Annotated in this window: 26 protein-coding genes; 14 read left to right on the top strand and 12 right to left on the bottom strand. The window is 64.3% G+C overall.

Annotation, left to right across the window (positions count from 1 at the left end; all coding sequences use genetic code 11):
• Positions 1-31 precede the first annotated feature (31 nt).
• Positions 32-742 carry an RES family NAD+ phosphorylase gene (locus tag QQS38_RS06160; protein ID WP_479644480.1) on the bottom strand — a complete coding sequence of 237 codons (711 nt, stop codon included), beginning with the start codon at positions 740-742 and terminating at the stop codon, positions 32-34.
• Positions 733-1,104 (bottom strand): MbcA/ParS/Xre antitoxin family protein, encoded by a 372-nt coding sequence (locus QQS38_RS06155; RefSeq protein ID WP_479644545.1) that lies wholly within the window; start codon positions 1,102-1,104, stop codon positions 733-735. Before QQS38_RS06155 ends, QQS38_RS06160 begins: the two co-directional genes overlap by 10 nt.
• A 286-nt stretch (positions 1,105-1,390) precedes the next feature.
• Between QQS38_RS06155 and QQS38_RS06150 the strand changes: the two genes are divergently transcribed.
• Entirely contained in the window at positions 1,391-1,840 is a 450-nt protein-coding gene (locus tag QQS38_RS06150; RefSeq protein WP_479644479.1) for an N-acetyltransferase family protein, read from the top strand.
• A 96-nt stretch (positions 1,841-1,936) separates the two neighbouring features.
• Here QQS38_RS06150 and QQS38_RS06145 read toward each other — a convergent pair whose 3' ends face one another.
• Positions 1,937-2,812 carry a LysR family transcriptional regulator gene (locus QQS38_RS06145; RefSeq protein ID WP_479644478.1) on the bottom strand — a complete coding sequence of 292 codons (876 nt, stop codon included), beginning with the start codon at positions 2,810-2,812 and terminating at the stop codon, positions 1,937-1,939.
• A 98-nt stretch (positions 2,813-2,910) separates the two neighbouring features.
• Between QQS38_RS06145 and QQS38_RS06140 the strand changes: the two genes are divergently transcribed.
• The 3 genes from QQS38_RS06140 (at position 2,911) to QQS38_RS06130 (ending at position 6,244) form a co-directional block, all read left to right on the top strand.
• Positions 2,911-3,297, top strand: coding sequence for a tautomerase family protein (locus QQS38_RS06140; protein ID WP_479644477.1), 387 nt, complete (start codon positions 2,911-2,913; stop codon positions 3,295-3,297).
• A gap of 110 nt (positions 3,298-3,407) precedes the next feature.
• Positions 3,408-5,279, top strand: a complete 1,872-nt coding sequence (locus QQS38_RS06135; protein ID WP_479644476.1) for a CHAD domain-containing protein — start codon at positions 3,408-3,410, stop codon at positions 5,277-5,279.
• Between the two features lie 71 nt (positions 5,280-5,350).
• On the top strand, positions 5,351-6,244 hold the full coding sequence (locus QQS38_RS06130; RefSeq protein WP_479644475.1) for a TOBE domain-containing protein: 894 nt from the start codon (positions 5,351-5,353) through the stop codon (positions 6,242-6,244).
• A 23-nt stretch (positions 6,245-6,267) separates the two neighbouring features.
• Here the strand turns inward: QQS38_RS06130 and QQS38_RS06125 are convergent, their stop codons facing one another.
• From QQS38_RS06125 to QQS38_RS06110, 4 genes are all read right to left on the bottom strand, one after another.
• Positions 6,268-6,975, bottom strand: a complete 708-nt coding sequence (locus tag QQS38_RS06125; RefSeq protein WP_479644474.1) for an ATP-binding cassette domain-containing protein — start codon at positions 6,973-6,975, stop codon at positions 6,268-6,270.
• A 10-nt stretch (positions 6,976-6,985) separates the two neighbouring features.
• The gene (modB, locus tag QQS38_RS06120) at positions 6,986-7,660 is read right to left on the bottom strand and encodes a molybdate ABC transporter permease subunit (RefSeq protein ID WP_479644473.1); all 675 of its coding nucleotides are present in this window, start codon (positions 7,658-7,660) and stop codon (positions 6,986-6,988) included.
• A 22-nt stretch (positions 7,661-7,682) separates the two neighbouring features.
• Positions 7,683-8,480, bottom strand: a complete 798-nt coding sequence (modA, locus tag QQS38_RS06115) for a molybdate ABC transporter substrate-binding protein (protein ID WP_479644472.1) — start codon at positions 8,478-8,480, stop codon at positions 7,683-7,685.
• Between the two features lie 177 nt (positions 8,481-8,657).
• Positions 8,658-9,380, bottom strand: a complete 723-nt coding sequence (locus QQS38_RS06110) for a phosphatase PAP2 family protein (protein WP_479644471.1) — start codon at positions 9,378-9,380, stop codon at positions 8,658-8,660.
• A 266-nt stretch (positions 9,381-9,646) separates the two neighbouring features.
• On the opposite strand from QQS38_RS06110, the gene QQS38_RS06105 reads away from it, so the two are divergent.
• Together QQS38_RS06105 and QQS38_RS06100 are read left to right on the top strand one after the other, a co-directional pair.
• Entirely contained in the window at positions 9,647-10,801 is a 1,155-nt protein-coding gene (locus tag QQS38_RS06105; RefSeq protein WP_479644470.1) for an extracellular catalytic domain type 1 short-chain-length polyhydroxyalkanoate depolymerase, read from the top strand.
• A gap of 131 nt (positions 10,802-10,932) precedes the next feature.
• Positions 10,933-11,109, top strand: coding sequence for a DUF3563 family protein (locus tag QQS38_RS06100; RefSeq protein WP_479644469.1), 177 nt, complete (start codon positions 10,933-10,935; stop codon positions 11,107-11,109).
• A 36-nt stretch (positions 11,110-11,145) separates the two neighbouring features.
• On the opposite strand, the gene QQS38_RS06095 is transcribed toward QQS38_RS06100, so the two are convergent.
• The 3 genes from QQS38_RS06095 to QQS38_RS06085 form a co-directional block, all read right to left on the bottom strand.
• A complete protein-coding gene (locus QQS38_RS06095) occupies positions 11,146-11,952 on the bottom strand; it encodes a BPSS1780 family membrane protein (protein ID WP_479644468.1) in 807 nt (268 codons plus the stop codon).
• On the bottom strand, positions 11,943-12,938 hold the full coding sequence (locus QQS38_RS06090) for a homoserine kinase (RefSeq protein WP_479644467.1): 996 nt from the start codon (positions 12,936-12,938) through the stop codon (positions 11,943-11,945). Before QQS38_RS06090 ends, QQS38_RS06095 begins: the two co-directional genes overlap by 10 nt.
• 126 nt (positions 12,939-13,064) lie before the next feature.
• Positions 13,065-13,472 (bottom strand): hypothetical protein, encoded by a 408-nt coding sequence (locus tag QQS38_RS06085; RefSeq protein ID WP_479644466.1) that lies wholly within the window; start codon positions 13,470-13,472, stop codon positions 13,065-13,067.
• Positions 13,473-13,638: 166 nt separating this feature from the next.
• Between QQS38_RS06085 and QQS38_RS06080 the strand changes: the two genes are divergently transcribed.
• From QQS38_RS06080 to QQS38_RS06045, 8 genes are all read left to right on the top strand, one after another.
• Positions 13,639-15,165, top strand: a complete 1,527-nt coding sequence (locus tag QQS38_RS06080; RefSeq protein WP_479644465.1) for an AMP nucleosidase — start codon at positions 13,639-13,641, stop codon at positions 15,163-15,165.
• Between the two features lie 38 nt (positions 15,166-15,203).
• A complete protein-coding gene (locus QQS38_RS06075; RefSeq protein WP_479644464.1) occupies positions 15,204-15,620 on the top strand; it encodes a GNAT family N-acetyltransferase in 417 nt (138 codons plus the stop codon).
• A gap of 194 nt (positions 15,621-15,814) precedes the next feature.
• On the top strand, positions 15,815-16,441 hold the full coding sequence (locus QQS38_RS06070) for a carbonic anhydrase (RefSeq protein WP_479644463.1): 627 nt from the start codon (positions 15,815-15,817) through the stop codon (positions 16,439-16,441).
• An 87-nt stretch (positions 16,442-16,528) separates the two neighbouring features.
• A complete protein-coding gene (locus tag QQS38_RS06065) occupies positions 16,529-18,097 on the top strand; it encodes a SulP family inorganic anion transporter (RefSeq protein WP_479644462.1) in 1,569 nt (522 codons plus the stop codon).
• A gap of 107 nt (positions 18,098-18,204) precedes the next feature.
• Positions 18,205-19,530, top strand: coding sequence for an NYN domain-containing protein (locus QQS38_RS06060; RefSeq protein WP_479644461.1), 1,326 nt, complete (start codon positions 18,205-18,207; stop codon positions 19,528-19,530).
• A 52-nt stretch (positions 19,531-19,582) separates the two neighbouring features.
• Positions 19,583-19,768 carry a hypothetical protein gene (locus QQS38_RS06055; RefSeq protein ID WP_479644460.1) on the top strand — a complete coding sequence of 62 codons (186 nt, stop codon included), beginning with the start codon at positions 19,583-19,585 and terminating at the stop codon, positions 19,766-19,768.
• Positions 19,769-19,989: 221 nt separating this feature from the next.
• Positions 19,990-22,548 (top strand): bifunctional lysylphosphatidylglycerol flippase/synthetase MprF, encoded by a 2,559-nt coding sequence (mprF, locus tag QQS38_RS06050; protein WP_479644544.1) that lies wholly within the window; start codon positions 19,990-19,992, stop codon positions 22,546-22,548.
• Positions 22,545-23,984: a virulence factor family protein gene (locus QQS38_RS06045; RefSeq protein WP_479644459.1), complete on the top strand. Its 1,440-nt coding sequence runs from the start codon at positions 22,545-22,547 to the stop codon at positions 23,982-23,984. The genes mprF and QQS38_RS06045 overlap by 4 nt, the downstream gene beginning before the upstream one ends.
• A gap of 75 nt (positions 23,985-24,059) precedes the next feature.
• Here the strand turns inward: QQS38_RS06045 and QQS38_RS06040 are convergent, their stop codons facing one another.
• Complete coding sequence (locus QQS38_RS06040; protein WP_479644458.1) at positions 24,060-24,590, bottom strand: N-acetyltransferase family protein; 531 nt, start codon at positions 24,588-24,590, stop codon at positions 24,060-24,062.
• A 79-nt stretch (positions 24,591-24,669) separates the two neighbouring features.
• A complete protein-coding gene (locus QQS38_RS06035) occupies positions 24,670-25,068 on the bottom strand; it encodes a hypothetical protein (RefSeq protein WP_479644457.1) in 399 nt (132 codons plus the stop codon).
• Positions 25,069-25,150: the final 82 nt, after the last annotated feature.

Here is a 25,150-nt window from a genome sequence, read left to right as displayed (position 1 = left end):
CGCGGCTAAGGCGTGGCGCCCGAACCGCGCCTCAACCGATCTGATTCAATTCGAACACGCTGTCGATCGCGCTGCCGTTCCAGTTGTATTCCAAGTAAGCCGCATGGTGGCAATCGCGCAGCAACGTGGTTTTGAAAGCGGCCAGGCACTCGCCGGAGCTATCGCGCACCGAAGGATAGACGATGCCCGCCGCTCCTGCCTCGCGCAGCCGCCGTCCGAGTGCTTGGCCGGCGGAATAATCGGTGGGCGAGAGCACCGCCGCGTCGAGCGCGGGGTCGCGCCGCAGATCGACAGCCTGACCGCGCGCGAGCACCGTGTAGAGGCGCATTTGCTGGCGCAGCGGCGGTTCGTTGGTTGCCGCGAGAAACAGCGAAGCGTGATAGCGCGTTTCGGCCACGGCGGTGCGCGCCTCGCGTGCGCAATAGAACACACCGTAGCGACCGTCGGAGAAGCGGCTGCCGAGCGGGTTCAAATGGGTGAAGGCGGCCATGATCGGCCCGCAGCCGGGGCCGAAGCAGCGTTCTTCGGGCGGAACGAGGTCGAGTTCCCCCACCTCGGTGCGCAGGCGGTCGTTCGTCATCGCTTCGAGTGCGTAAAGAGCGTCGAAGTCTTCGGACGACGCCACGCGGTCGAATAAGTTGACGGCCGGAAACCGCGTGGGAATGACGCGATAGGCCGGGGACCAATCGATGTGCGCGAGGCGCTGCGGGGCGAACCGGTTTTCGGCCTTCGTCACGCCCATCCGCCTCGCATGGCATCGAGATATTGCCGCACCGCGATCAGATCGCTGACATTGCCCGCGAGCATCCGGTCGAGCGCGCTGGCGCCGCCGAAAGGCTGCGCGCCGTTCGGCTTTTTCACCCAGGCGTCGGCGGCCGTGGGTTCCGGTAGGAGGATTTGCAGCGCCTTATAGATGCCCAGCAGCAGCGAGAGACGTTCGAGTGTATCGCGCGAGAGCCGCGCCGAATCGGGCGCCGCCTTCCATTTGAAAAACGTCGAACGTCCCGGCGAACCGAGCAGCACGATCTGTTCGTCGATGGCGAGGCGCCAATCGCGGGCAATGTTGAAGAACGCACGTAAGCCGGCGGCGGACATCTCCGCCATTGACGGGGCTGCGCCGGGCGAAAGCTTGGGGGCGCGTGCGGCAGCGGTGGACAGACGATGGACGGCGGCGGAAGACATGATCGATCTCTATTTGAATCACGATTCGATCTTAGTCTATTTATGGATTAACGCAAGTGTGCCGTGCCCGTTTTGCCACACTGGGGGATTTGGAGTGCGGCGCGACACGGCCAAGCGCGGCCCGCTGCGTCGTCGTGTCAGCTGCGCTAAATTGGCGAACGGCGCTGCGAGCGCGCTTTTCAATCTACGATCGACCGGGGCGGATTCAATGACTGCTGTGACGATACGCAAAATCGAGGCGCGCGATGAGGCGCGGTGGCGCGAGTTATGGGACGGCTATACGCGGTTTTACGAGCGCGAACCGTCGGAGCCGATCACCCGGCATGCTTGGTCGCGGATCCTGGACGAGCATTCGCCCGTCCATGCGATCGTCGCCGAACGAGACGGCGAGGTGATCGGCATTGCAAACTACCTGATTCACGAGAGTACCTCGTTGCTTACGCCTGTCTGTTACTTACAGGACCTATTCGTCGATCCGGCCGTACGCGCAGGCGGCGTCGGGCGGCAGCTGATCGATTGGCTGCTCGAAGAGGCGCGGCGGCAGCAGTGGTCGCGTGTTTACTGGAATACCAAGGAAAACAACTATCGCGCACGCGGGCTCTACGACAGCTACACGCCGCGCAGCGAGTTCGTGCAGTATCGGATCGATATTCGGTGAGCCTAGTGACGCGGCCTGCTGTGGTAGACGCTAGCAGGCGGACGCGGCGCCCCCTTCGCCACGCCGCCCTGTAGCGAGGCGCCGCGCACCGGCCAGCTATCCGTGCACGAGGGACTGCGCCAGCGTCTGCAACGCGTCGGCCGCGCCGCGGTCGCGCACGCGCGAGTACATGACGACGTGCGAGTCGGGCAGCGGCGGCAAGCCGAGCTTGGCGCCCACGTCGACCACGCCCGCAGGCGCGGCGCGCCGGGCGAGCGCGGACACGGCTAGTCCGGCTGAGATCGCCGCGCCGATTGCCGCGATGCCGCCGCCGACGAACGTTTCTTCCCAGATGATCGACGCCTCGTCGAGGGCACGCACCGCGGCGGCTCGAACGCCGCAGGGCGTGCAGAGCACGGCGAGCGGGAGGGGCCCGCCGGCCGGCGGCATCCAGCCGGGCGCCGCAAGCCACACGAGCGGCTCGACGAACAGCCGCATGCCATCCCACGCGCCGTCGCCGTGAGCGATCCTTGCCGCTATTTCCTCAGGCTCGTGCCGCACGATGACGGCCTCGAGCCGTCTTTCGTCGTATTGCGCCACGAGCGCGGCCGACGATCCCAAATGCATCTCGATGACGAGCCGCGGATCGTGGCGATGCAGGCTTGCGACGAGCCCAGCCAGGTTCGCTCCTGCCACGTGTTCGCTGAGGCCGACTTTGAGCCGCCGTTTCTCCACGCCGAGCGACCCCAAGGCGCGCTCGTGCGCGCCGAGAAGCTCGCGGGCTGCCTCGAGGAATGCGGCACCGGCAGCCGAGAGCCGCACCAAGCGCGGCGTGCGCTCGAACAACGGCTTGCCCAGATGCGCTTCCAGCCGCTTCACCTTCAGGCTGACGGCGGACTGCGTGGTTCCGAGCACGTTGGCTGCCCGCGTGAAACTGTTCAGATCGGCAACCTGAACGAACGCCCGAACGGCGTCGAGATCCAGGACTCTCATTGCAAATGGAAATGATAGAAATATATTGTGATTTCTGTTCATTATGAATGGATCGTCCTATTCTCGCTACATCGATTTTCCTCGAGGAGAACACCGCCATGCCGCTCGCACGAATCTCGTTGGCCGCCGGCCGCTCGGCTAAATACAAGGAAGCGTTGACGGAAGGGGTGCTGCGTGCCCTGGTCGAAACGTTCAACGTGCCGAAAGACGACCAATTCATGGTGCTGACGGAGCATGCGCCGCAGGACCTCGTCTACAACCGTCATTACCTCGGGATCGAGCGCAGCGACGGTTTCGTGCTGATCCAACTCACGGTCAGCAACACCCGGCCGCTCGAGAAGAAACGGGCCTTATACCGCCGCATCGTCGAACTCCTCGCGGAGAATCCGGGCGTGCGCAAGGAGGATGTCTTCATCAACCTCGTCGAGGTACTGCCCGAAAACTGGTCGTTCGGTAACGGGGAAGCGCAATACGTCCCGGAATGAGCGGCGTGGGCTGCCCTGCTACCAATGCGCGCTTGTCGCCCGTTCTTACTATCCATTGGCGCAGGCGTGTGTAACATGAAGGTCGCACATCGATTTTGGAGGCAGCGACGATGTCGGCCACAGTCGAACTCGTGTTGGCGATCGATGCTACGGCAGCGAGCGAATGGATGACCGGGGCCGGGATTGGCGCGAACGGGCGATCCACGGCGGCCCGCGCGCATAACCGCAAGCGCCCGGCCGCAAAGGCGCGGCGCACGAGTGCGGCTGTCTCGAGCCGAGGGCCGGATGCGCTAGCCCAGCTCGGTGCGACGATCGCAGACGCCATGAACCGAATGCCCGGCATGACGCAGATGCCCGCCATCGAGCCTTCGATGGTGCGGGTTTTCAGCGAACGCAACGGCAATCGACGTGTGGTGTTGAGCCTCGATAGCGGCGGTGGGCAGCACATCGTGGCGACGCATTCGAATGAATTCGCGCCGGGCGTTCGCCGATGCGAGACGGTGTGCGATATGGCCTTCGAAGGAGATGTGCCGCTGCAACTGGGCGAAGGCCTGCCGCCGATAGCGAAGGACATAGCGAGCAAGCGCGACGACTCGACGCCTTCTCCCGTGCTGTCGATACGCCGGGCGGCTTGGCGCTGGAGCGGATCGGAGGGCGTGGTCGTCGACGTCGAGCTTTGGGACGCGCGCGCGGCGGCCGCCGTCGAAACGGAAACGTTTGCCGCGACCACCGAGCCGAGGACCTCGCCGCCGCCGTTCTCATCACCTGATCGATCGGAGGCAATCGCGTTTTGCGAATTGCGACTCGCCTCGCGAATCGTCGAACGGCAGACTGTGCCGGCGCCGATCGGCGCCGGCGCACCGCCGTTGACGGCCGATGCGCGGCCTGAAGCCCTCGATGCGCGGCCCGGAAAGCGCGATGCGCAGGATGCGTCGGAGACGGCTGCCGCTGCCGTCGAGCAACGCGGGACGCCGCACGATTCGACAGTTGCCGCATTGCAAGCGCTTTTTGCGGTGGCCGGTGCGTTGGCCGATACCCTGCCGGTCTTCCCCACGCTCGTCGACGGCTATGCGCGCGCCTACATGTCAGGCGAAGGCCTTGCACCCACGCGCGCCCTGCGCGTCGACCTATCCAAAGCGCGCAGCCCACAGGCCGCCTTCGTCGAAGTCGGTTCGAACATCACGCGTCACTGGTTCGGCAACGACGTTGGCGTGCGCGAGCGCGCCGACGTCGAATTCGTGCATCAAATGCGGGTGGCGCTGCGCCGCCTGAAAACATCGATGAAGACGTTTCCGCGCTGGATGGACGCAACTTGGAAGCGAACCATTGCGCCCGATCTCGACTGGCTGGGCGCATTGCTGGGACAAGTGCGCGATCTCGACGTCTTCACGGGAAGCACGCTGCCGGCGCTGGCCGCGGCCGACATCGATAGAGACGCATGGGCCTCGTTGCAGACGCGCGCCGAAGCGCGCCGCGATGAAGCGCGCGCGCAATTGCAAAAGACACTACTTACGCGCCGCTATGCGGCGTTCTCGCTTGCCTGGTTGAAGTGGCTGGCCATGCAGCGCTTTTCGACCGGTCCCGAGGCGCTGGCGGACACACCGCTCGCCGCCTATGCGGCCAAACGCGTGCGCAAGCACTACAGGCGCTTGACCGCCAAGCCGGACCTTTCAACGCTCGCACCTGCCGAACGCCATCGTCGCAGGATCGAAGCGAAACGCCTGCGCTACACGCTCGAATTCTTCGAGTCGGTCACGGCGCGCAAAACACGGCGCCAGGTGTCGAAGCAATTGAGCCGCATCCAAAGCGTGCTTGGCGACGGCAGTGACGCAGTCGCCGCGCTGCGCTTTCTCGAAGCGCTCGATGTGCCGCCCTACCAACACGGCTTTGCGCGCGGATGGTGCGAGGCGGTGAACCGCTGGTCGGCGATTGAAGGCGAGCGGCTTCTGCGCGAGCTGCGCAAACCGAAGATCGTGCGCTAGGCACGCCGGTCGGCACGCAGCGGCGCATCCTATAATCATCGGCTCTGCCCCGTCCAACCTACTCTCTTTCCATGAGCGAACGTTCTTCCTCATCGGCGCCTTCCCCTGCAACGGATGGCGGCTGCGCCGCACCTGTCGAGCTCGGCGGCTCGGTCTGGCTGCGCACAGGGCAGGAGACGCTCGGCGGCGCCGCACGCATCGCGCTGCTGGCGGCGATTCGCGACACGGGTTCGATCACCGCGGCGGCCAAGGCCGTTGGCCTCAGCTATAAAGCCGCGTGGGAAGCCGTCGACGCCATGAACAATCTTGCGGGCGAAGCGCTCGTCATGCGCTCCGTGGGCGGCAAAGGCGGCGGCGGAACGACGCTCACGCCGCGCGGGCGCCGATTGATCGAAACCTTCAGCGCGGTCGAGCGCGAGCACCGCAAGTTCATCGAGCGCGCGAGCGCGGCGATCGAGCATTTCGAAGGCGACTGGGCGTTGATAGGGAGAATCGGGATGAAAACGAGCGCACGCAATCAGCTTTACGGGACGGTATCGAGGCTCGTTCGCGGCAGCGTGAACGACGAGGTTTCATTGGCGTTGCCGGGCGGTCAGACGATCGTCGCCGTGGTCACGCACGAGAGCACGGAGACGCTCGGGCTTGCCGTGGGCGCGCCCGCGTTCGCGCTCGTGAAAGCGTCTTGGGTCATGCTTGCGGCCGACGACGCAATGCCGGGGCAGCCGCTGCGGCTTTCCGCGCGCAACCAATTGCGCGGCGTCGTCACGCAGGTTACGCGCGGGGCGATCAATGCCGAGGTGTCGTTGACGCTCGATGGCGCGGCCGGCACGGCGGGGGATGCCAACGCTACGGTCGTGACGGCAGTCGTGACGAATGAAAGCGTCGCGACGCTGGGGCTCGCGGCGGGGAAGCGGGCGACCGCCGTTTTCAAGGCGTCGAGCGTGATACTCGGTACGGTGGACTGACGGCGAGGGCAGCCGCCGAGCAATTACCGAGATGCGTTGCGTGCGGCGAAGGCGTCGTAATGCGCCACGTTCTGCACACGCCCCTGATCGACTTGGACCACTTGATCGCCGAACACGGCAACGTCTGCTTCGTCATGGGTAATCAGCACCATCGCGATGTCGAGCCGCGTCTGCAGATCGGACAGCTCGCGCCGCATCCGTTCGCGCATGGTGGCGTCCAACGCGGCGAACGGTTCGTCCAGCAGCAAGATGCGCGGCTGCGCCGCCAATGCGCGCGCGAGCGCGACGCGCTGTCTTTGACCGCCCGAAAGTTCCGCGGGGTAATTGCCGGCCACGGCGCGCAATTCGAAAGCATCGAGCCAATACTCGACCGCGCGCGAATCTTCTCGCGCACGTGGGTTGAGCCACCCCCGCCGCAAGGAAAAACCGACGTTTTGCCTCACATTCAGATGGGGAAACAGCGCGTAATCCTGAAACAGGTAAGCCGCGCCGCGCGAACGCGCTGGGACGTCTATCCCGCGCCGCGCATCGAAGAGCGGTTCGCCGCCGAGCGTGATCGTGCCGCGGTCCGGCTTGAGCAAGCCTGCAACCGCCTGAAGCGTCAAGGTTTTGCCCGCGCCCGACGGGCCGAATAAAACGATGCGCTGGGCATTCCCCGTGAACGACACGGAAAGCTCGAACTTGCGTTCGCGCGTGACCAACGTTTTTCGGATGTCGACGGTGAGGCTCATGGCGGCGCCCTCAGCGCGAACTCAACAGCGTGTGCTGCGGCACTAGCCGCCCGGCCACGAGCAGCACGGTCACGCAGACAACCGAAGTCACGAGCACCAGCACATTCGCCGTATGATCGTCGCCCGCTTGCACGGCCGAGTAGACGGCGACCGAGAGTGTCTGCGTGCGCCCAGGCAAGTTGCCCGCCAACATGAGGGTTGCGCCGAATTCGCCAAGCGCGCGCGCGAACGAAAGCAGAGCGCCGGCCGTGATGCCGCGCGCCGCGAGCGGCAAGGTCACGCGAAAAAATACGGCGGCTTCGTTCAGGCCGAGCGTGCGGGCTGCATGCTCCAACTGGGGATCGGTGGCTTCGAAGGCGGCGCGCGCCGATTTGAGCACGAGCGGGAACGCCGCGATCATCGATGCGATGACGGCGCCTTGCCAAGTGAACACGAGGCGCACGCCGAACGTGTCGAGCCACGCGCCGATCGGCCCGCGCCGTCCGAGCAGCACGAGCAGATAGTAGCCGAGCACCGTTGGCGGCATCACGAGCGGCAGCGTCAACAAGGCGTCCACCACATCGCGCACGCGCGAGCGCCAGCGGGCGAGCGCGAGCGCAGCGGCGACGCCGAACAGCAGATCGAGCGCGGTCGCCCATCCGGCGACTTTCAGCGACAGCGCAAGGGGAATCCAGGCGTCTTGCACGGGGTGCGGTCTCGGTTGGATATCAGTGTTGCGCCGGCGGCATGAAGCCGTATTTGGCGAGAATCGCCTGGCCTTGCGCCGACAGCACGAATTCGGCGAACGCCTTGGCGTCTGCTGCATGGGCGCTGCCCTGCACGAGCGCAATCGGATAGGTGACGGGCGTCTGCGTCGGCACGGTGGCGGCAACTTTGACCGCTTGCGGCATCATCGCAGCATCGGTGCCGAAGACGAAACCGGCTTCGGCCTCGCCGCGCGCCACATAGTCGAGGCTTTCGCGGACGTTCCCTGCCAGCACGGCTTTGCCGCCGACGATGTCCCACACCCCCTCGTGTTCCAGCGCCGCTTTGGCATACCGCCCCGCGGGGACCGAGGCCGGATTGCCGAGCGCGACGTGCTTGACTTGAGCCAGCATCAACGTCTCGCGCACCGACCGCACGGGCAATCTGCTATCGGCTGGAACGATCATGACGAGCGAATTGCTGGCGAAATCGCGGCGCGTATTCGGGATGACGGCCTTGCCATCGACGGCTTTGTCCATGGCCGTTTCGTCTGCCGAGGCAAATACGTCGGCTGGCGCACCGTTCAGGATTTGCTGAAGCAGCACGTCCGACGCGCCGAAATTGAGCACCACCTGCGTCTGCGGGTGCGCTTTTTCGAAGGCGGTGGCCATGGTGCGAAAGGCGTTGGTGAGGCTCGCGGCCGCCGATACGACGAGTTCATCGGCACGCGCCGCGCCGGGGACGGAAAACGCGGCGGCGGCGAACCAGCACGCTGCGGCAGCGCGGGCGGAGCGACGGACGGCGGACACTGAGTGGCTCATGATCCAAGGCGAGGGGTTGAAACCGTTATCGTAATATACCAAAGGTGATAACGGGTGACGCGATGCCGGGCATACGGTCGCGTCTATAGGGGCGCGACGGGTCGACGAACGTCGTAACTGCCGGGTAACAGGGTGGGCGCTGCACTCGCGCGGGGGCCGCGATGGCCTGCGGGCCGTTCAGGCCCAGGGTTCAGACGAAGGGCTGAGCGCAAACGACGTCGGCAGGGCGGCGCTGTGACCGGACGGCGGGGCGGGGAGCGGCCGAGGCGCTTCATGCCCTACGCGCCAGCGCGCGCGAATGAACGGCCGATCGCGGCCGGACAGATGGAGCGCGATATGCGTGATCCAGTATTGCGTGGGCACGCGCACGTCGTGCAATGCGACTGCCAACATGAGCAGGCTGACAGCCACGGGAACGGCCGATAACTTTCCGGGTTTGGCGTCCCAGGCCCACCAAACGAACAAAACCGCGGCGAGCGCACCGACGATGCAGCCGGCCACTGCCTCGGACGGCGAATGGGCGCTCAGCACGACGCGCGAGAGCCCGACGGCGAGGCCCGCCGCCAGCCCGCATATGACGCCGAGCACCCGGATGCTGGTCCGGGCGGGCAACAGGGTTAGAAAGAAAGCAACCGGATACACGGCCGTCGACAGCATCGCATGGCCGCTCACCCCGGTGAAATCCCACTCGCGCACTCCGACGCCCCAGCCGAGAAACGCGATTTTCGTGAGCGTGACGATCGTTGCAGCCGCCCCCACGATGCCGAGCCACCCCGCGGCCAGCCGCCAGGAATAGCCGAGCGCGAGCCACAAAGCAATCGCTACCGCGAGAGGCAGCGTCAACCCCGCCCCGCCGAGGCGCGTGATGGAAAACCAGAGGTGAAGGGGTAAGTCGTTCATGTCGAGCCTGTGCCACGGGCAGATGCCGCGCGACGCCTATCTATATAACGCGCGAACGCCCGATGCGACGACACGCGGAAGGGACAGTATAACGAGAGCGGCATTTCCCGGCGCCGCACGGAAGTGCGATCGCGAACGCGGCGTCAAGTTCAACCGGCGAGGAGCGTCGAAGAGCGCGATGGCACGAAGAGCGTATATTGTGCATTGCATCAAAAGTAGCGCTGCGGCGTCTTTTGCATTGACCCTTTTTTAGTGAGCCACGCCGAATGACCAAAAGTCTGACGAAGCTCTGGCTGCAGGGCATCAAACGCTTGATGAACGGCGTTCCGAATGCGCAAGCCGAATATTTGCGCGAATTGACGAAGAAGAAGCGTCGCAAGCGCGCCGCTCCGACCCGGCTCGCACCGGAACGCCCCGCGCGAGCGGCCAGAACCGCACGCGATCCCGCCGAAGCGCGCGAATCGCGCGTGCGCCCACGCGCCGGCGCCTGGACCAAAGGCGATTGGACGCGTTCCTATCATTCCGCGCCCCCTCTGCCGGGCCGCCTCGTGAATCATTTGTCCTACGGTCTTTACGTTCCGCCGGCGGCCACGCGCAAGCCGATGCCGCTGGTTGTCATGCTGCACGGATGCAAACAAACGATCGACGAGTTCGCGCTCGGCACCCGAATGAACGTCGTGGCCGACGCCAACGGTTTTGCGGTGGTTTATCCCGAGCAGTCCAAGCACGCGCACGCGCATCGATGTTGGCATTGGTATGACGACCGCGACACGGCGGGCCTGGGCGAGGCTCGCGCGATCGTCTCGCTCGTCGATTCGCTGATCGAGCATCATGGCGTGGACCCCGAGCGTGTGTACCTGGTGGGTCTTTCCGCGGGGGCGGGGCTGGCCTCGCTGCTGGCGCTGCACTATCCCGAGCGCTTTGCTGCGGTTGCATTGCATTCCGCGCCCGCCTTGGGCGAAGCCCATTCCGGCATGACGGCGATGGACGTGATGCGGCGCGGCGCCCGGCGCGACCCCATCGCGCTCGTGGACGCCCTGGTGGATACGGCGAGCTACCCCGGCATGCCCGCCATCATCATCCACGGCGACGCGGACCATGTGGTAGCGCCAAAGAACGCCGAGCAGTTGAGTCTCGAGTTTTTGCGCATGAACGGTTTGATCGACGGCAACGGGACGCTCGTGGACGGGACGTTGAACGAGACGACCGAGGGCGGCGCGCGGATTCTCGATTACTCGATCGGCAATCGCACCGCGGTGCGGCTGTGCCGGGTTGCGGGACTCGGCCATGCGTGGGCGGGCGGCGACGAAGCGGTGCCGTTCCATTCGAACACGGGGCCGGACGCCAGCGCGATGATTTGGGCGTTCCTGCGGGACCATCGCCGCCGCCCCGCCGCCGCTCGCAGGGCAGCGGCTCGCTAGCGGCAACCCGCGCGGCGCGGCTTTGATGCAGAAAAACCACAACGAGACATGGTGCTGGCGTAACCCTAGGGTTTTCCCTATAATGGGGTTATCGCTTAGGTGTTAACACCTATTACTGCACGAGGTACACCATGTTCTTGCTTAGTCGCCTTTTCCTGTTCCTGACCCAAACCGCCGACGAGCGCCAAAAGGCGCACAACGACGCCTATTTGGCTGAAGCCACCGATCTTTACGATCTCGAGTTCCGTATGCGCAAGCTCGATCGCGAAGCAGCGGTCGCACACCCTTCCTGGCAAGCGGCGCGATAAGCGCTGCGTTTCACCGCCCGGGCGGGCCAGCATCGATTAAATGCTGGATGCCCCGGGTGTATCGATTCGGCCGGGCTCCTGCACGCCGTAGCAGCCGCGATACGTGGCGTAGAACGAGCAGTAGAGCATCGTCGTGAGCGTGATGGATGCTGGAAACAGCACGGTGAACGCGTAAGCGCGCGCGCCGATCGCATCCATCAACAGCGACAGGCCGGTCGATACGACCACCGCCGTGAAGAGCCAGAGCGCGCCATAAACGATGAACGCGCCGCGGTTTCGCCAGCAAGTCACGAGGCTGAAGAACATCGCCTTGAGGGGCGGCACGTCGTGCCACGCGGCGAGCACCGGCGCGAACCAAAACAGCATCGCGACCGGCAGATAGCACGCGAACGAGACCAACCCGGCCAGCAATAGATTGCTGCCCACGAGCGTCTCAGGGTTCACGGCTCCCGTGCCCATCATCAGCTTGAACAGCACCCCTCCGTCCACCAACGCCGAACTGGCGAACACGAGCGCGATCGCGGCGATGTAGATGCCGCCGAGTTCGAGCAAGCGTATGGCCGCCGTCGCGCCATAGGACCGGAATCCATCGGCGAGCACCGTCGGAAAGACGAGCTTGCCGGCCACCGTGTCGCGGCAGGCAGCCATGAAGCCAACGGCGACGCCCGGAATCAGAATGAGCGGCAACACGGCGCCGACGAACGGAATCATCGACACTGCCCACATCGCCAGCAGATAAGTAAAGAAGATCGTCAGAAAGCCGAGCGGATTTCGACGGAACAGCCAAATGCCTTGGCGATACCAGACATAGCCGGTTTTTGCGGAAACTTCGGTCAGTTGCATGAATTTGACGCATCCAACGGGGCAACGCCGGCTAGGCGCTCGCGCAAGATGCGTTCGAAGTGAGTAGGGTCGTGCGGCTTGAGCATTTCGGCCTCACGGGGCAGGTAAAAGTCATAGAGGCGCGACATCCAGAAGCGATAGGCGCCCGCGCGCAGCATGTCGGTCCAATGGCGCAGTTCTTCCTTCGTAAACGGACGCACGCTCTGGTAGGCGCGCAACAAGGCGTCGGCGCGCGGCGTATCGAGCTTGCCCGTGGCGAGATCGACGCACCAATCGTTGACTGTCACCGCCACGTCGAACAGCCACTTGTCGCAGCCCGCGAAGTAGAAGTCGAAAAAGCCGCCGAGCCGTACCGTATGACCGGTGCCGGGCTGCGCCGGGTGAAATAGTACGTTGTCGCGAAATAAATCGCAGTGGCAAGGGCCGCCCGGCAGCGCGGCATAGTCGTCCGAAGCGAAGAAGGCGCTTTGGTGCGCAAGCTCCGATTCGAGCAGATCGCGTTGCGTCTCGCTCAAAAAAGGAGATACGTGCGGCGCCGTTTCTTGCCACCAAGGCAGGCTGCGCAAGTTCGGCAGATTCGGTGCGAAGTCGCGCCCGGCTAAATGCATGCGCGCGAGCATCTGCCCAACCTCGTGGCAATGCTCCACGCCCGGCGCCAGTTCGGGCGCTCCCGGCAGCTTGGTGACAATGGCCGCCGGCTTGCCGTGCAGCAAGCCGAATAGCGCGCCGTCGTCGCGCGGCACCGGGTCGGGCACGGGCACTTGATGCTTGGCGAGGTGGCGCATCAGTTCGAGGTAGAACGGCAGTTGCTCGCCCGTCAACTTCTCGAACACCGTGAGCACGTAGGCGCCGCGGGTTGTCGTCAGAAAGAAGTTGCTGTTTTCGATACCGGAAGGAATGCCGCGAAAATCGACGGGTTCGCCCAGACGGTAGTGGCGCAACCAGTGCGCAAGGTCGGTTTCGTTGACAGCGGTAAAGACGGCCATGCGGAAGGCTTCGAATGCGGTGGTGAAATGGAGGGCCGGCGCGCGCGACGGCAGCATGAGCGCCCGCCGGTGGCGCACGCGGGCGATCGATGAATGGGGCGCTTGCGCGCGGCAGTGCGAATCAGATCAGTAGTGCAGGTTGATCGAGGGCAACCGCGTGCTGGGTTGCGCGCTGCTGTGCACCTTGGGCGACGTGTCCGGCGATGCGCTCATTTGATAGTGCGTGCCGAAGTTCGAGCGGACGTCGATCTCGACGGGCTTGCCGCGATCGCGATACTCCGTGATTTCCGTACCGTTGGCGCTCTTCTCGTAGAAGCTCGGCTTGCGCGGCACGTCGTTGATGTCGACCTTCGACGATACCTCGGCGGCGGGGCGATTGATTTGGGTCAGATCGGGCAAGCCTGCCGCCTCGTTGGCGGCGCGCTGCGCTCGCGCGTCGTTTGCGGGCGGGGCCGCCAGTGCGATGCGCGGCAGTGCGGCAAGGCTCGCGACGGCAAGCGCCGCATAAACGGCGGCGGAAAGGTACGGCTTCATGGCGGATCTCCGGAAGATCCTTCGATTCTAGCAAATGCGCCCCTCGATCCGCCTGCGATCGAGCGAAAACTTAGTGCGGGCTCGGGCACGCGGCGGCGGGCCGCGCGAGGGCCGTATTGCGGCGCTTCGTGGTAATGTCGTTGCAACGAACGACGCGAAACGAACGATGAAAAACGACCTGACGCAGCATGCGCGCGCCATGCACCCGACCGATTTCCCGACCGAAGCGTTCACCGACGCGGCCGACGCCGTCACGCGCCTGTCTGAAATCTACGAGACCAACGCCGCTTTCTTGCGCGATGCATTTTCCCGCTATCGACGCAACGAGCCGTTCAACGAGCGCGTCCGCGCATGCTATCCGTTCGTGCGGGTGCGCACCGAAGTGATCACGCATGTCGATTCGCGCCGTTCCTACGGCTTCGTCGCCGGGCCGGGCGTATTCGAGACGACGGTCACCCGTCCCGATCTGTTCGCCAACTACTATCGCGAACAACTGCGCTTGCTGGCGAAGAACCACCATGTCGAGATCGAGGTGGGCGTATCGCAGCAGCCGATCCCGATTCATTTCGCGTTTGCCGAGGGGATTCACCTCGAAGGCGATCTCGGGCGCGATCGGCTGATGGCCATGCGCGACGTGTTCGATACGCCCGATCTGGCCGCACTCGACGATCGCATCGTCAACGGCACATATGAGCCGCTGCCGGGCGAGCCGCTGCCGCTCGCCTTGTTCACCGCGCCGCGCGTCGATTTTTCGCTGCATCGCCTCAAACACTATACGGCCACGTCGCCCACCCATTTCCAGAACTACGTGCTCTATACGAACTATCAGTTCTATATCGACGAATTCACGAAGCTCGGCCGTCAATTGATGGCCCATACGGACGACGAGGAACTGCGCGCGTACCGAAGCGAATACACGTCGTTCGTCGAACCCGGCGATGTGATCACGTACAACGCCAATATCGGCGAGCAGCCCGATGAAGGCGCCGCACCCGCACGGCTGCCGCAAATGCCCGCCTATCACCTCAAGCGCGCCGACGGTAGCGGCATCACGATGATCAACATCGGCGTGGGGCCGTCGAATGCCAAAACGATCACCGATCACATCGCGGTATTGCGTCCGCATGCGTGGGTCATGCTCGGCCACTGTGCGGGGCTGCGCAACACGCAGCGGCTCGGCGACTACGTGCTGGCCCATGGCTATGTTCGAGAGGACCACGTGCTCGACGCCGATTTGCCGTTGTGGGTGCCGATTCCGGCGTTGGCCGAAGTGCAGGTCGCCCTGGAGCGCGCCGTCGCGCACGTGACGCGGCTCGAAGGCGCCGAGTTGAAGCGTGTGATGCGTACGGGAACGGTAGCGAGCGTCGACAACCGCAACTGGGAATTGCGCGACCACCGCGAACCGGTGCAGCGGCTATCGCAAAGCCGCGCTATCGCACTCGATATGGAAAGCGCGACGATCGCGGCGAACGGCTTCCGGTTTCGCGTGCCATACGGCACGCTGCTGTGCGTATCGGACAAACCGCTGCACGGCGAACTGAAGCTGCCGGGAATGGCCGATCAGTTCTATCGGGCCCAGGTGGACCAACATCTGCAAATCGGCGTGAAGGCGATGGAGTTGTTGCGAATGAACGGGCTCGACCGGCTGCACAGCCGCAAACTGCGCAGCTTCGCCGAAGTCGCGTTTCAATAACGGCCAGAGGCCCCGGTTTGGCTTACACGATCCGGCCGATGGAGATCGCCGATTACGACACGGTCGTCGAACTCATGCGCGCGACGCCCGGCGTGTCGCTGCGCGATGCGGATTCACGCGAATCGACGGCTCGGTATCTGGCCCGCAATCCCGGGCTCAGTTTCGTCGCGGCAAGCGAGTCCGACATCATCGGCTGCGTCATGTGCGGCCATGATGGGCGCCGCGGCTATCTTCAGCATCTGCTCGTGCATCCCGATCACCGGCGAAAAGGCGTCGCACGCGCGCTCGTCGAACGAACTCTGGCCGCGCTCGATGCATTGGGCATCCGCAAAAGCCATATCGATGTCTATAAGACGAACGCGCCGGCCGCTGCATTTTGGCGGCGCATCGGCTGGACGCAGAGAACCGATATCGAGCGTTACTCGGTGATCCGGGGCGGGGGCGACAACGCCTAGCCGGCGAGCGCTCGCGCAATGAATTGCCCCAGCCGGCGTCGTGCACCGAATGAATGCATCGACTCCGTCCCCCAAACGAATATTTTTATTTTTATTTTTTTCAGATTCGTCTGATCGTAAGCTTTTCGTAACGCAGTCTTATGCTATTTGGAAGCATGAGCGGCTGCGTTCGTACGGACTTCAGGAGGACGTTGATGAACCACGCGAAGCGCCTGTTGCTTGCCAATCGAGCCTGGTCGCAGGAAGTATCGGCAAGAGACCCTGGCTTCTTCGAAAGGCTTGCATGCGGACAGCAGCCTCGCATTCTTTGGATCGGTTGTTCCGATAGCCGTGTGCCTGCCGAACGGATCACGAATGCGCAGCCGGGGGAGCTGTTCGTCCATCGCAACATCGCCAACCTTTACACCTCCGATGACGGCAATACCTCGAGCGTCATCGAATACGCCCTGCATGCGCTGCACGTCGAGCACATCGTCATCTGCGGCCATCACCATTGCGGCGGCGTGCGGGCGGCGCTGACTGCGCCGTCGGACGCATTGCCCGCGGTCAATCGGCGCATTACCGGCTTGCGCGAGCTTGCCGAGCGGCACCGAGATGCCTTGAACGCCATCGACGATATCGAGGCGCGCGTCGACCGCCTGGTCGAACTGAACGTCATCGAACAGGTGCGGCTGCTGCGCGAGTCGCCGATCGTTCGCAGCGCACCGCATCGGCCGGCCCTGCATGGCTGGGTATTCGGTTTGCGGCAAGGTTTATTGACCTCGCTGACCGATGCCGAAGAAGCCCCGCAGCCGGCCACGCGGCTACGCGATGCGGCATAGCTGCATCGCTCGCACGCCCCGCTGATCATCGTTTGCCTTCCCCGCCGCGCGCGCGCTCGGCGCGGCTAAACTCGTCTTCGCCATATCATGGACCTCTCTTCTGCCTCGCGTTTCTCCACTTTGCGCAACGATGTATTCGCCGGCATCGTCGTCTTTCTCGTTGCGCTGCCGCTGTGCCTCGGCATTGCAACTGCATCGGGCGTGCATCCGTTCGCGGGCCTCGTATCGGGCATCGTGGGCGGGCTCGTCGTCGCATTGCTGAGCGGCTCGCATTTGAGCGTGAGCGGCCCCGCTGCCGGGCTCGTGGTGATCGTCGTATCGGCAATCGCTTCGCTGGGTAGCTTCTCGGCGTTCCTCGCCGCCGTGCTGATCGCCGGGGCGCTTCAGGTCGGCTTCGGCTTGCTGCGAGCCGGGCGCGTGGCGAGCTTCGTGCCGGCCGCCGTCATCAAAGGCATGCTCGCTTCGATCGGCATCATCTTGATCCTCAAGCAGATCCCGCTTGGGGCGGGGCTGCTCTCCGGGGCGCAGGCGCAGGCGGCGCATGCCGGCGCGGTAGCGACGCCGTTCGGGCAGATCCTGCCCATATCGCTCGTGCTCTGCGCGACCTCCGTTGCGATGCTCTTTGCATGGGAGGCCACGTTCGCCAAACGGTACGCCCTCGTGCGGGCCGTGCCGGGGCCGCTTGCCGCCGTCGCGCTCGGTATCGGCGTCACGCTGCTGCTCGATTGGCTCGCGCCGTCCTTCGCCACGCCGGTCGAACATCGGGTGTCGCTAGTTGCGCTCGATTCCTTCGGCGCGCTCGTCAACGCCATTTCCATGCCCGACTTCTCGCAACTCGTCGATCCCGACGTGTGGCGCGTAGGGATGACGCTCGCGATCGTCGCCAGTCTCGAGACGCTGCTCAGTCTCGAAGCGCTCGAAAAAATCGACCCCAAGCGCCGGCGGGTTTCGCCCGATCGGGAATTGAAAGCGCAAGGCGCGGGCAATATCGCCGCGGCACTGCTAGGCGGGCTGCCGTTGACGGCCGTCATCGTGCGCAGTTCGGCCAACGTGCATGCGGGTGCGCAGACGCGCATGTCGGCTGTCATTCACGGCGCGCTGTTGCTCGCCAGCATTTTTGCGCTCACTGGCGTCCTGAACCTCATCCCGTTGGCCAGCCTTGCCGCGATCTTGATTCAGACGGGCTACAAGCTGGCCAAGCCGCGCCTGTTCATCGCCATGGCGCGCGAGGGCGCCGAGCGCTTCGTCCCGTTCGTGGCGACGATCGCGGGCGTGCTCGCGACGGATCTTTTGATCGGCATCGGGATCGGCATTGCGACGAGCGTCTTGTTCGCGATGCGCGCAAGCTTCGGACGCACGTTCATGCTGACGCGGCACGACGATTACTTTCTGCTGTCATTCCGTAAGGACGCCACCTTCTTCTCCAAGCCAGCGCTGGTTCACTGCCTCGCGCAGATTCCCGAGCGGGCGACGGTGTTGATCGAGGCGGAACGGGCCGACTTCATCGATGCCGACATACGCGAGGCGATCGACACGTTCGCCGAAGAGGCGCAGCGCAAGCAGATCGTGGTCGAGCGCGTGCGCTGGCCACAGCCGAACGTCGCCAACGAGGCAAGCATTCGCTTGCCCGCTGTGCTGACGCGCGCGACGGGGTAATTCGCCGCCGATGTTCGGCTCCGGGTCGAGCTCGTTCTCACAACCGGCTATCATGTGCGCAAATTGAACATCAATGAACCCATGCGCCTCATCGGCCGGAGAGATTTATGGCTTCCCCACAAGATAGCGTCAGCATGGCGCTGTTCTGCGACTTCGAGAACGTCGCTCTGGGTGTGCGCGACGCGAAATTCGAGAAGTTCGACATCAAGCCGGTGCTCGAGCGGCTGCTGCTCAAAGGAAGCATCGTCGTCAAGAAAGCCTATTGCGATTGGGATCGCTACAAGGGTTTCAAGGCGTCGATGCACGAGGCCAGTTTCGAGCTGATCGAAATTCCGCACGTGCGCCAATCGGGTAAGAATTCCGCCGACATTCGGCTCGTCGTCGATGCGCTCGATCTTTGCTACACGAAGTCGCACGTCGATACCTTCGTCATCATCAGCGGCGATTCCGATTTTTCGCCGCTCGTCTCGAAGTTGCGCGAGAACGCGAAGAAGGTGATCGGCGTCGGCGTCAAGAATTCGACGTCGGATCTGCTCGTCGCCAATTGCGACGAATTCATTTTCTATGACGATCTCGTGCGCGAGCAGCAGCGTGCCGCTGCGAAGCGCGAATCGCGCGAAGCGAGCGTGGCGGCCAAACGCGTCGCCGATGAAGACAAGCATCCGAAGGCGGAGATGGAAGGGCGCAAGGCCAAGGCGATCGCCATTGCCGTCGAGACCTTCGATGCGCTCGCATCGGAGCGCGGCGAAAGCGGAAAGATCTGGGCCTCCGTGCTCAAAAGTGCGATCAAGCGTCGCAAGCCGGATTTCAGCGAGTCGTATTACGGTTTTCGCGCGTTCGGCAATTTGCTCGATGAAGCGCAAGCGCGCGGCTTGCTCGAAGTGGGGCGCGACGACAAATCGGGGGCCTTCGTCTATCGCCCAACCGTTGCCGATGCGCCCGAACCGGTAAAAGCGGCCGCGACGGGGGGCGCTTTCGTCGCACAGGAAGAAGGCGTCGCGAGCGAAGCGGCCAACAACAAAGGCCGCAAGCGGAGCAAGGGTGGGCGCAAGCAAGGGCGCGAAACCGCGCCGCTCGTCACTGCGCAATCGCCAGCGGAGCCTGTCACGGTGAGCGAGGCGCTGCCGCTCGAGCCGAGCGCGTCGAGCGGCGCTGCGCCGATGCACGAAGCCTCGACGCACGAAGGCTCGACACAGGAAGGCTCGCCGCCGGAAGTGCCGACGCACGAAACGGCGAAGCCGCGCCGCACGCGCAAAGCGGCCGCGAAAAAGGCGCCGACCGCTGGCGGCAACGGCTCGAAGGAACCCGCGAGCGCCGAGGGCGAGCCGGGAGCCGAGGCCGCCGCTCAGACGCGACCGGCGAGAACCGCCCGCAAGTCGAGCGCGCGCACCGGCCGTGCACGCAAGAGCGCGGCAGGCGGCAACGAGCATTGAACCATTCAAACGACATATCGCAACGAAATGAGCATCGAGCCGGAGAACGTCAGTGTTTACGTGTAGAAATCAGAGCTGCCAGGCCCAATGGGCGCTATCGGATGTCGTCATCAAGAATGAAGGGCAGGGGTTATTGTTCCGCTGTCCGATGTGCGGCGCGCGCAATTATGTCGAGCAGGTCGAGGCGGACGATGGCGCGCTCGTCTACGAGCAGATCGAAGGCAAACCGTTTCTCTGACCCTCATTAAATTTCGGACGCCGGCCCAACGTCGGTCAACCGAAACCCGCCTACCCGCGTTGTAAAAGATCACAACTTGCTACACCGATCGATCGTCGGCCGCGGGCGGTGCTCGGGCTCGTCGAACGGCGCGCGACCGCCGCCGTGAGCCCAACTGCCGGCTTGCACGATCGACGACAGAGAAGATGCTCGGACGTATTGGGGACCGCAGTTTGAAGACCATGGTCGCGTTTGGCGCGAGGCTGCGGCACATCGGCATCAAGCGCTTGCTGTCGCCCGCGCTGGCGCTGGCCATCTGCATTCTCCTGTTGTTTGCGCTGCAGGAGATGTCCCAGAGCATCAATTATCATTCGGTCAGCCGGCAGCTGTTCAATATCGCGCCTCACAAGTGGGCGGCCGCGCTCGTTGCCACGGCGTTGAGTTTCGTCGCGCTCGTCGCCCGCGACGAAATCGGATTGCGCCATGTTCGAGCCAAGGTTCCACGAGCGCTGCTTTGGATCGGCGCCACGGCGGCTTCGGCACTAGGCAACATCGCAGGGTTCGGTGCACTGACGGGCGGTGCGGTGCGCTGTCGCGTTTATGGCGCGGCGGGCGTCACGCCGGCGCAGGTCGGCCGCCTCACGGTCTTTACGAGCGTCTCGCTCGTCATGGCGTTGCTGGCCATCGGCGCGTTGGGCGCGCTTTGGGATGCCAACCTGCTCGCGACGATGATGCACGTCTCGCCGGGGCCGTTGCGCCTGGGCAGTGCGCTCGTGCTCGTCGCGCTGGCTGCGGCCGTCGCTTGTTGCGGCGCGCGCACGAAGCGGATCGAAACGCCGTGGCGGGCAATCGCGATCGATATCCCCGCACGGGCGGATTTGGCCGCACAGATCATCTTCGGCATCGTCGACGTGCTGGGTGCGGGTGCGGCGTTATGGGCCTTTCTGCCCAGCACGCACTCGGATTTCATCAGCTTTCTCGCGGTCTACTCGGTATCGTTGCTGCTCGGCATCTTGGGCCATACGCCCGGCGGCGTCGGCATCTTCGAATCCGTGATGGTGTTCGCTTTGCGCGGCGATGTGACGGCGCCCGCGCTCGTGGCCGCGCTTCTCGCCTATCGCGCCGTCTACTTCGGCTTGCCGCTCGTCTTATCGGCGGGCGTGCTGGCCGGCTACGAGGGCAGGGCCTTACGCGCACGGCTACCGTTGCGCCGGGTCGCGCGCATCGGCCGTCTCGCGCCGTTGTTCCTCTGCCTCATCACCTTCGTTACCGGCGCGATGCTGATCGTGTCGAGCGCTACGCCTGCATTGGCGCATCGGCTGGCCGTGTTGCGCCAGCTCGTGCCGCTATGGGCGCTCGAGAGCTCGCAGTTGGTCAGCGGCGTGCTCGGGGTGCTATTGCTGTTCGTCGCTCGAGGCTTGCTGCGTCGGCTCGACGCCGCGTGGTGGGTGGCCGTCGCTTTGACGGCAGTGAGCCTCGTGCTCTCGGTCATCAAAGGATTGGCTTTCGTCGAAGCGGGCATCTTGGCGACGCTGCTGGTGCTGCTGCTCAGCACGCGCCGTCATTTCAATCGGCGCGCCGCGCTGTTCTCGGAACCGTTCACCGGCGGCTGGCTGATCTCGGTGGCGATCGTGCTCATGTGTGCGCTGTGGGTCATGTTCTTCGCCTATCGCAATGTGCCTTACCAGAACGATCTCTGGTGGCAGTTCGCATTCGATGAACGCGCGTCGCGCTCGCTGCGCGCGATGCTCGCCTCGGGTCTCGTCGCGACGGCGTTTTCGCTGTGGCAGCTGTTGCGGCCCGCGGCGGGGCGCTTCATGCGTCCGAGTTCGCAAGACCTCACCGATGCGGTGCAGATCATTCGCGCGCAGGAGCGCAGCGATGCCGGGCTTGCGATGATGGGCGACAAGAGCTTCCTGTTCTCCGATTCTCGGCAAGCCTTCTTGATGTATGCCAAGCACGGCCGTACCTGGGCCGCACTTCACGATCCGGTCGGGCCGCGCTGCGAGTGGGAGCAACTGATCCGCAAGTTCGTCATGCTGGCGCACCAGCACGGAGGCCGCGCCGCGTTCTATCAGGTGCGCGCCGATTCGCTGCCGCTCTATCTGGACTCGGGCTTGACGTTGATGAAGCTCGGCGAGGAGGCGCAGCTCGCGCTCGACGGGTTCGATCTGAACGGGCCCAAGCGAGCCGCCTTGCGGTACTCGCTGCGCCGCGCGGAGCGGGACGGTTGCACGACCGAGGTGATCGATGCGGCCGGCGTGCCCGCGCATCTCGACATTCTGCGCGGCATCTCCGATAGCTGGCTCGAGAGCCGTTCGGCGCGCGAGAAGAGCTTCTCCGTCGCGGCATTCAGCGAAGCATATCTCGCCGCGCAGTCGGTGATGCTCGTTCGCGAGAACGGCGTGCCCGTCGCATTCACGACGTTCATGACAACCGATCTGAACGTCGAAGCGACGGTTGGCGTCATGCGTCATGTGGCCGATGCGTCGCCGTACGTCATGGACTATCTGTTCGTGCAGCTTGCCCTCTATTTGAAGAGCGGCGGCTATCGGTCTTTGAGCCTTGGCGTCGCGCCGTTCTCGGGCGTGCAGCCCATGCCGCTCAGCTCGCCGCTTCACCGCTTGGCGACGATGGTATGGCGCTTCGGCGGGCGTTTCTACAACTTTCAAGGCCTGCGTGCATTCAAGGGCAAATTTCAGCCTCGGTGGGAGCCGCGTTATTTGGCGGTGTCCGGCTGGGCCAGTGCGCTCGTGACGTTGGTGGACCTTTCAATTTTGGCCGGCGGGCGCCGTTCATGAAACTCACTTCAGTACTCGGCCGTGCTAAACGGCTGGCCGTCGTCGTTGCCGGCGTATGTTTCTGCGTAGGCGCGCAGGCTGCCGAATCCCGCGTATCGGGCGGGCGTTATGGCGACGTCGCAATCGAATGGCCGCAGGGCGAGATGCGCGGCTTCGTCGTTCTGTTTTCCGCGGGCAAAGGGTGGACGGACGCGGATGCACAAGCCGCGCGGGCACTGGCGCGTGAAGGCGCCTTGACCGTTGGGGTCGACACGGGGCGCTACGCGGCCAATCTCGCCGCTACGGGGCGAGACTGCCGCCATCTCGACGGCGATGCCGAAGCGCTCAGCCATCAACTCGAGCGCCAGCTGAAATCGGATCGCTATTTCGCGCCGATCATGGCCGGGACCGGACAGGGGGCCACGCTCGCATTGCATGTTCTCGCCCAAGCGCCGGCCAATACGATCGCGGGCGCCGCAGCCATCGATGCCGATGCAGCGTTGCGCAGCGATTTTCATCAATGCCCGCCCGACCCGACCGTGAGCAGGGGCAGCGTATTACCCGGTTTCGTCGAGCTCGGCGTGACCCAACCGAGCGCGATGGACGCGATGCAACGGGCGCTGCGCTCGGCCGTCAAAGAAGGCGCCGATGCACCGGGCTTTCATTTCGACAAAGATGCGAAGGCGTTGATGGCGCCGTTCACTGGAAAGCCGATGCGCGTGTTTGCGGCATCGACGACACGGGCCGAGCAACTTGCCGCATTGATTCGCCCGCATTTGCAGGCAATCGCGGCAGGCGAGCAAGACGTTTCCGATCTGCCGCTCATCGAACTACCGGCGGCCCACCCGCGCGGCATGCTTGCGATCGTGATGTCGGGCGACGGGGGGTGGCGCGATCTCGACAAGACGATCGGCGAGCAATTGCAGAGAGATGGCGTGTCGGTCGTGGGTTGGGATAGCTTGCGCTATTTCTGGAGCGAGAAAAAACCAGAGCAGGTGAGCCGCGATCTTGCGCGCGTGCTGCGTGCATATGGCTCGCGCTGGCATGCGAATTCCTTTGCGCTGATCGGCTACTCGTTTGGCGCGGACGTGATGCCGTTCGCGTATAACCGCTTGCCTAACGACTTGCGGGAAAAAGTCTCTATCGTCTCGCTGCTCGGCTTTGCGCGCGCGGCGGACTTTCAAGTCCGCGTAACGGGCTGGCTAGGCATGCCGCCGAGCGACAAGGCGTTGCAGGCGAAGCCGGAAGTCGAGCGGCTACCTGCCAGCCTCGTGCAATGCTTCTACGGCGAAAACGAAGACGACACGTTGTGCCCTGATCTTGCCGGCACGCGAGAGGTGATTCGCACTTCGGGCGGACACCACTTCGGCGGGGGATACGACGCTCTGGAGAAGCGCATCTTGCAGGGCTGGGAGAAACGCATGTCGTCGAACGTGCGGCCGGCGGGCGTGAAGTAATCGCGCGGCCGCGGGCACTTGCGTTGCGTATCGGCTATGCGCAACAACCGCACGCGACTCTCGGGACCGGCCGCCTCAACCATCGACCGGATGCTCGGGCGTTTCCAAGATCAATTGATAGAACGCCAAATCGAGCCAGCGCCCGAACTTGAATCCGACCTGCGGCAAGGTGCCCACGTGCTTGAATCCGAGCCGCTCGTGCAGCGCGATGCTGCCGTGGTTCGCGGCATCGATACCGCCGATCATCGCATGGAGGTCGGCGTGCCGCGCCGCTGCAATCAGCGCTTGCATCAGCACGCGGCCCAGGCCTTGACCGCGGTAATCCTTCTCGACGTACACCGAATGTTCCACGGTGTATTTGTACGCCGGCCATGCTCGAAACGTACCGTAGCTGCCGAAGCCCATCAGCTTCCCGCCGCTGTCCTCCACGCCGATCACCGGAAAGCCGCCGCTTTGCTTCGCATCGAACCAAGCGACCATGTTTTGCGGCGTGCGCGGCTTGTAGTCGTAAAGCGCCGTCGAATTGACGATGGCCTCGTTGAAGATGTCGAGAATGGCGCTGGCGTGGCGCTCGAACGTGCAGCGCACGATGTGGTGTTCGCTCATGGTGTTCCTTCGACGATGGGATGGTGTGAGCGCGTGGCGTGATGGATTGCTTCGCAGCCGCGCGATGAAAGCGAGGCCCCTACGACTTGCCCTGCGACTTCCTCGGCAATGGCGACGCGCGCCGGCTTTTCCTCGGTTTGGGCTCCACGCCGATGCGCGGATCTCGCGCTAGCACCCGCGCCGTCACTTGCGCGACGATCGATTCGAAGGCCGGGTCGCGCTGCGAGACGTACAGCCATTTGCCAAGCACCGGATGCGGCTTCAAACCCGGCATGTCGTCGATGAGCGCCGCATGATGTTCATGCGACGTGCACACCAGCAGCCCGTTCCATGGTTCGTCGCCAGCGCCTGCGGTGATGCATAGGCGAGCGTCGATATAGGCGGCGTCCGCGGCGAACATGCGCTTATGAACGAATGTCGGTTCGTGCTCGAACGCCTCGAGAATCCAGAGGAGCGAATTGCGGACGGTGGAAGGCATGGCGATTCGGTCGAAGTTTGACGGGCGCGGGCTCAAACGTGGTGCCACAGATGGCGTGATCGTACTACACGCATGCGTGGCC

The organism is Trinickia sp. Z7 (assembly GCF_056498045.1).
Note: the sequence above shows the minus strand (reverse complement) of the source record. Positions and strands in the feature narration are given on the sequence as shown.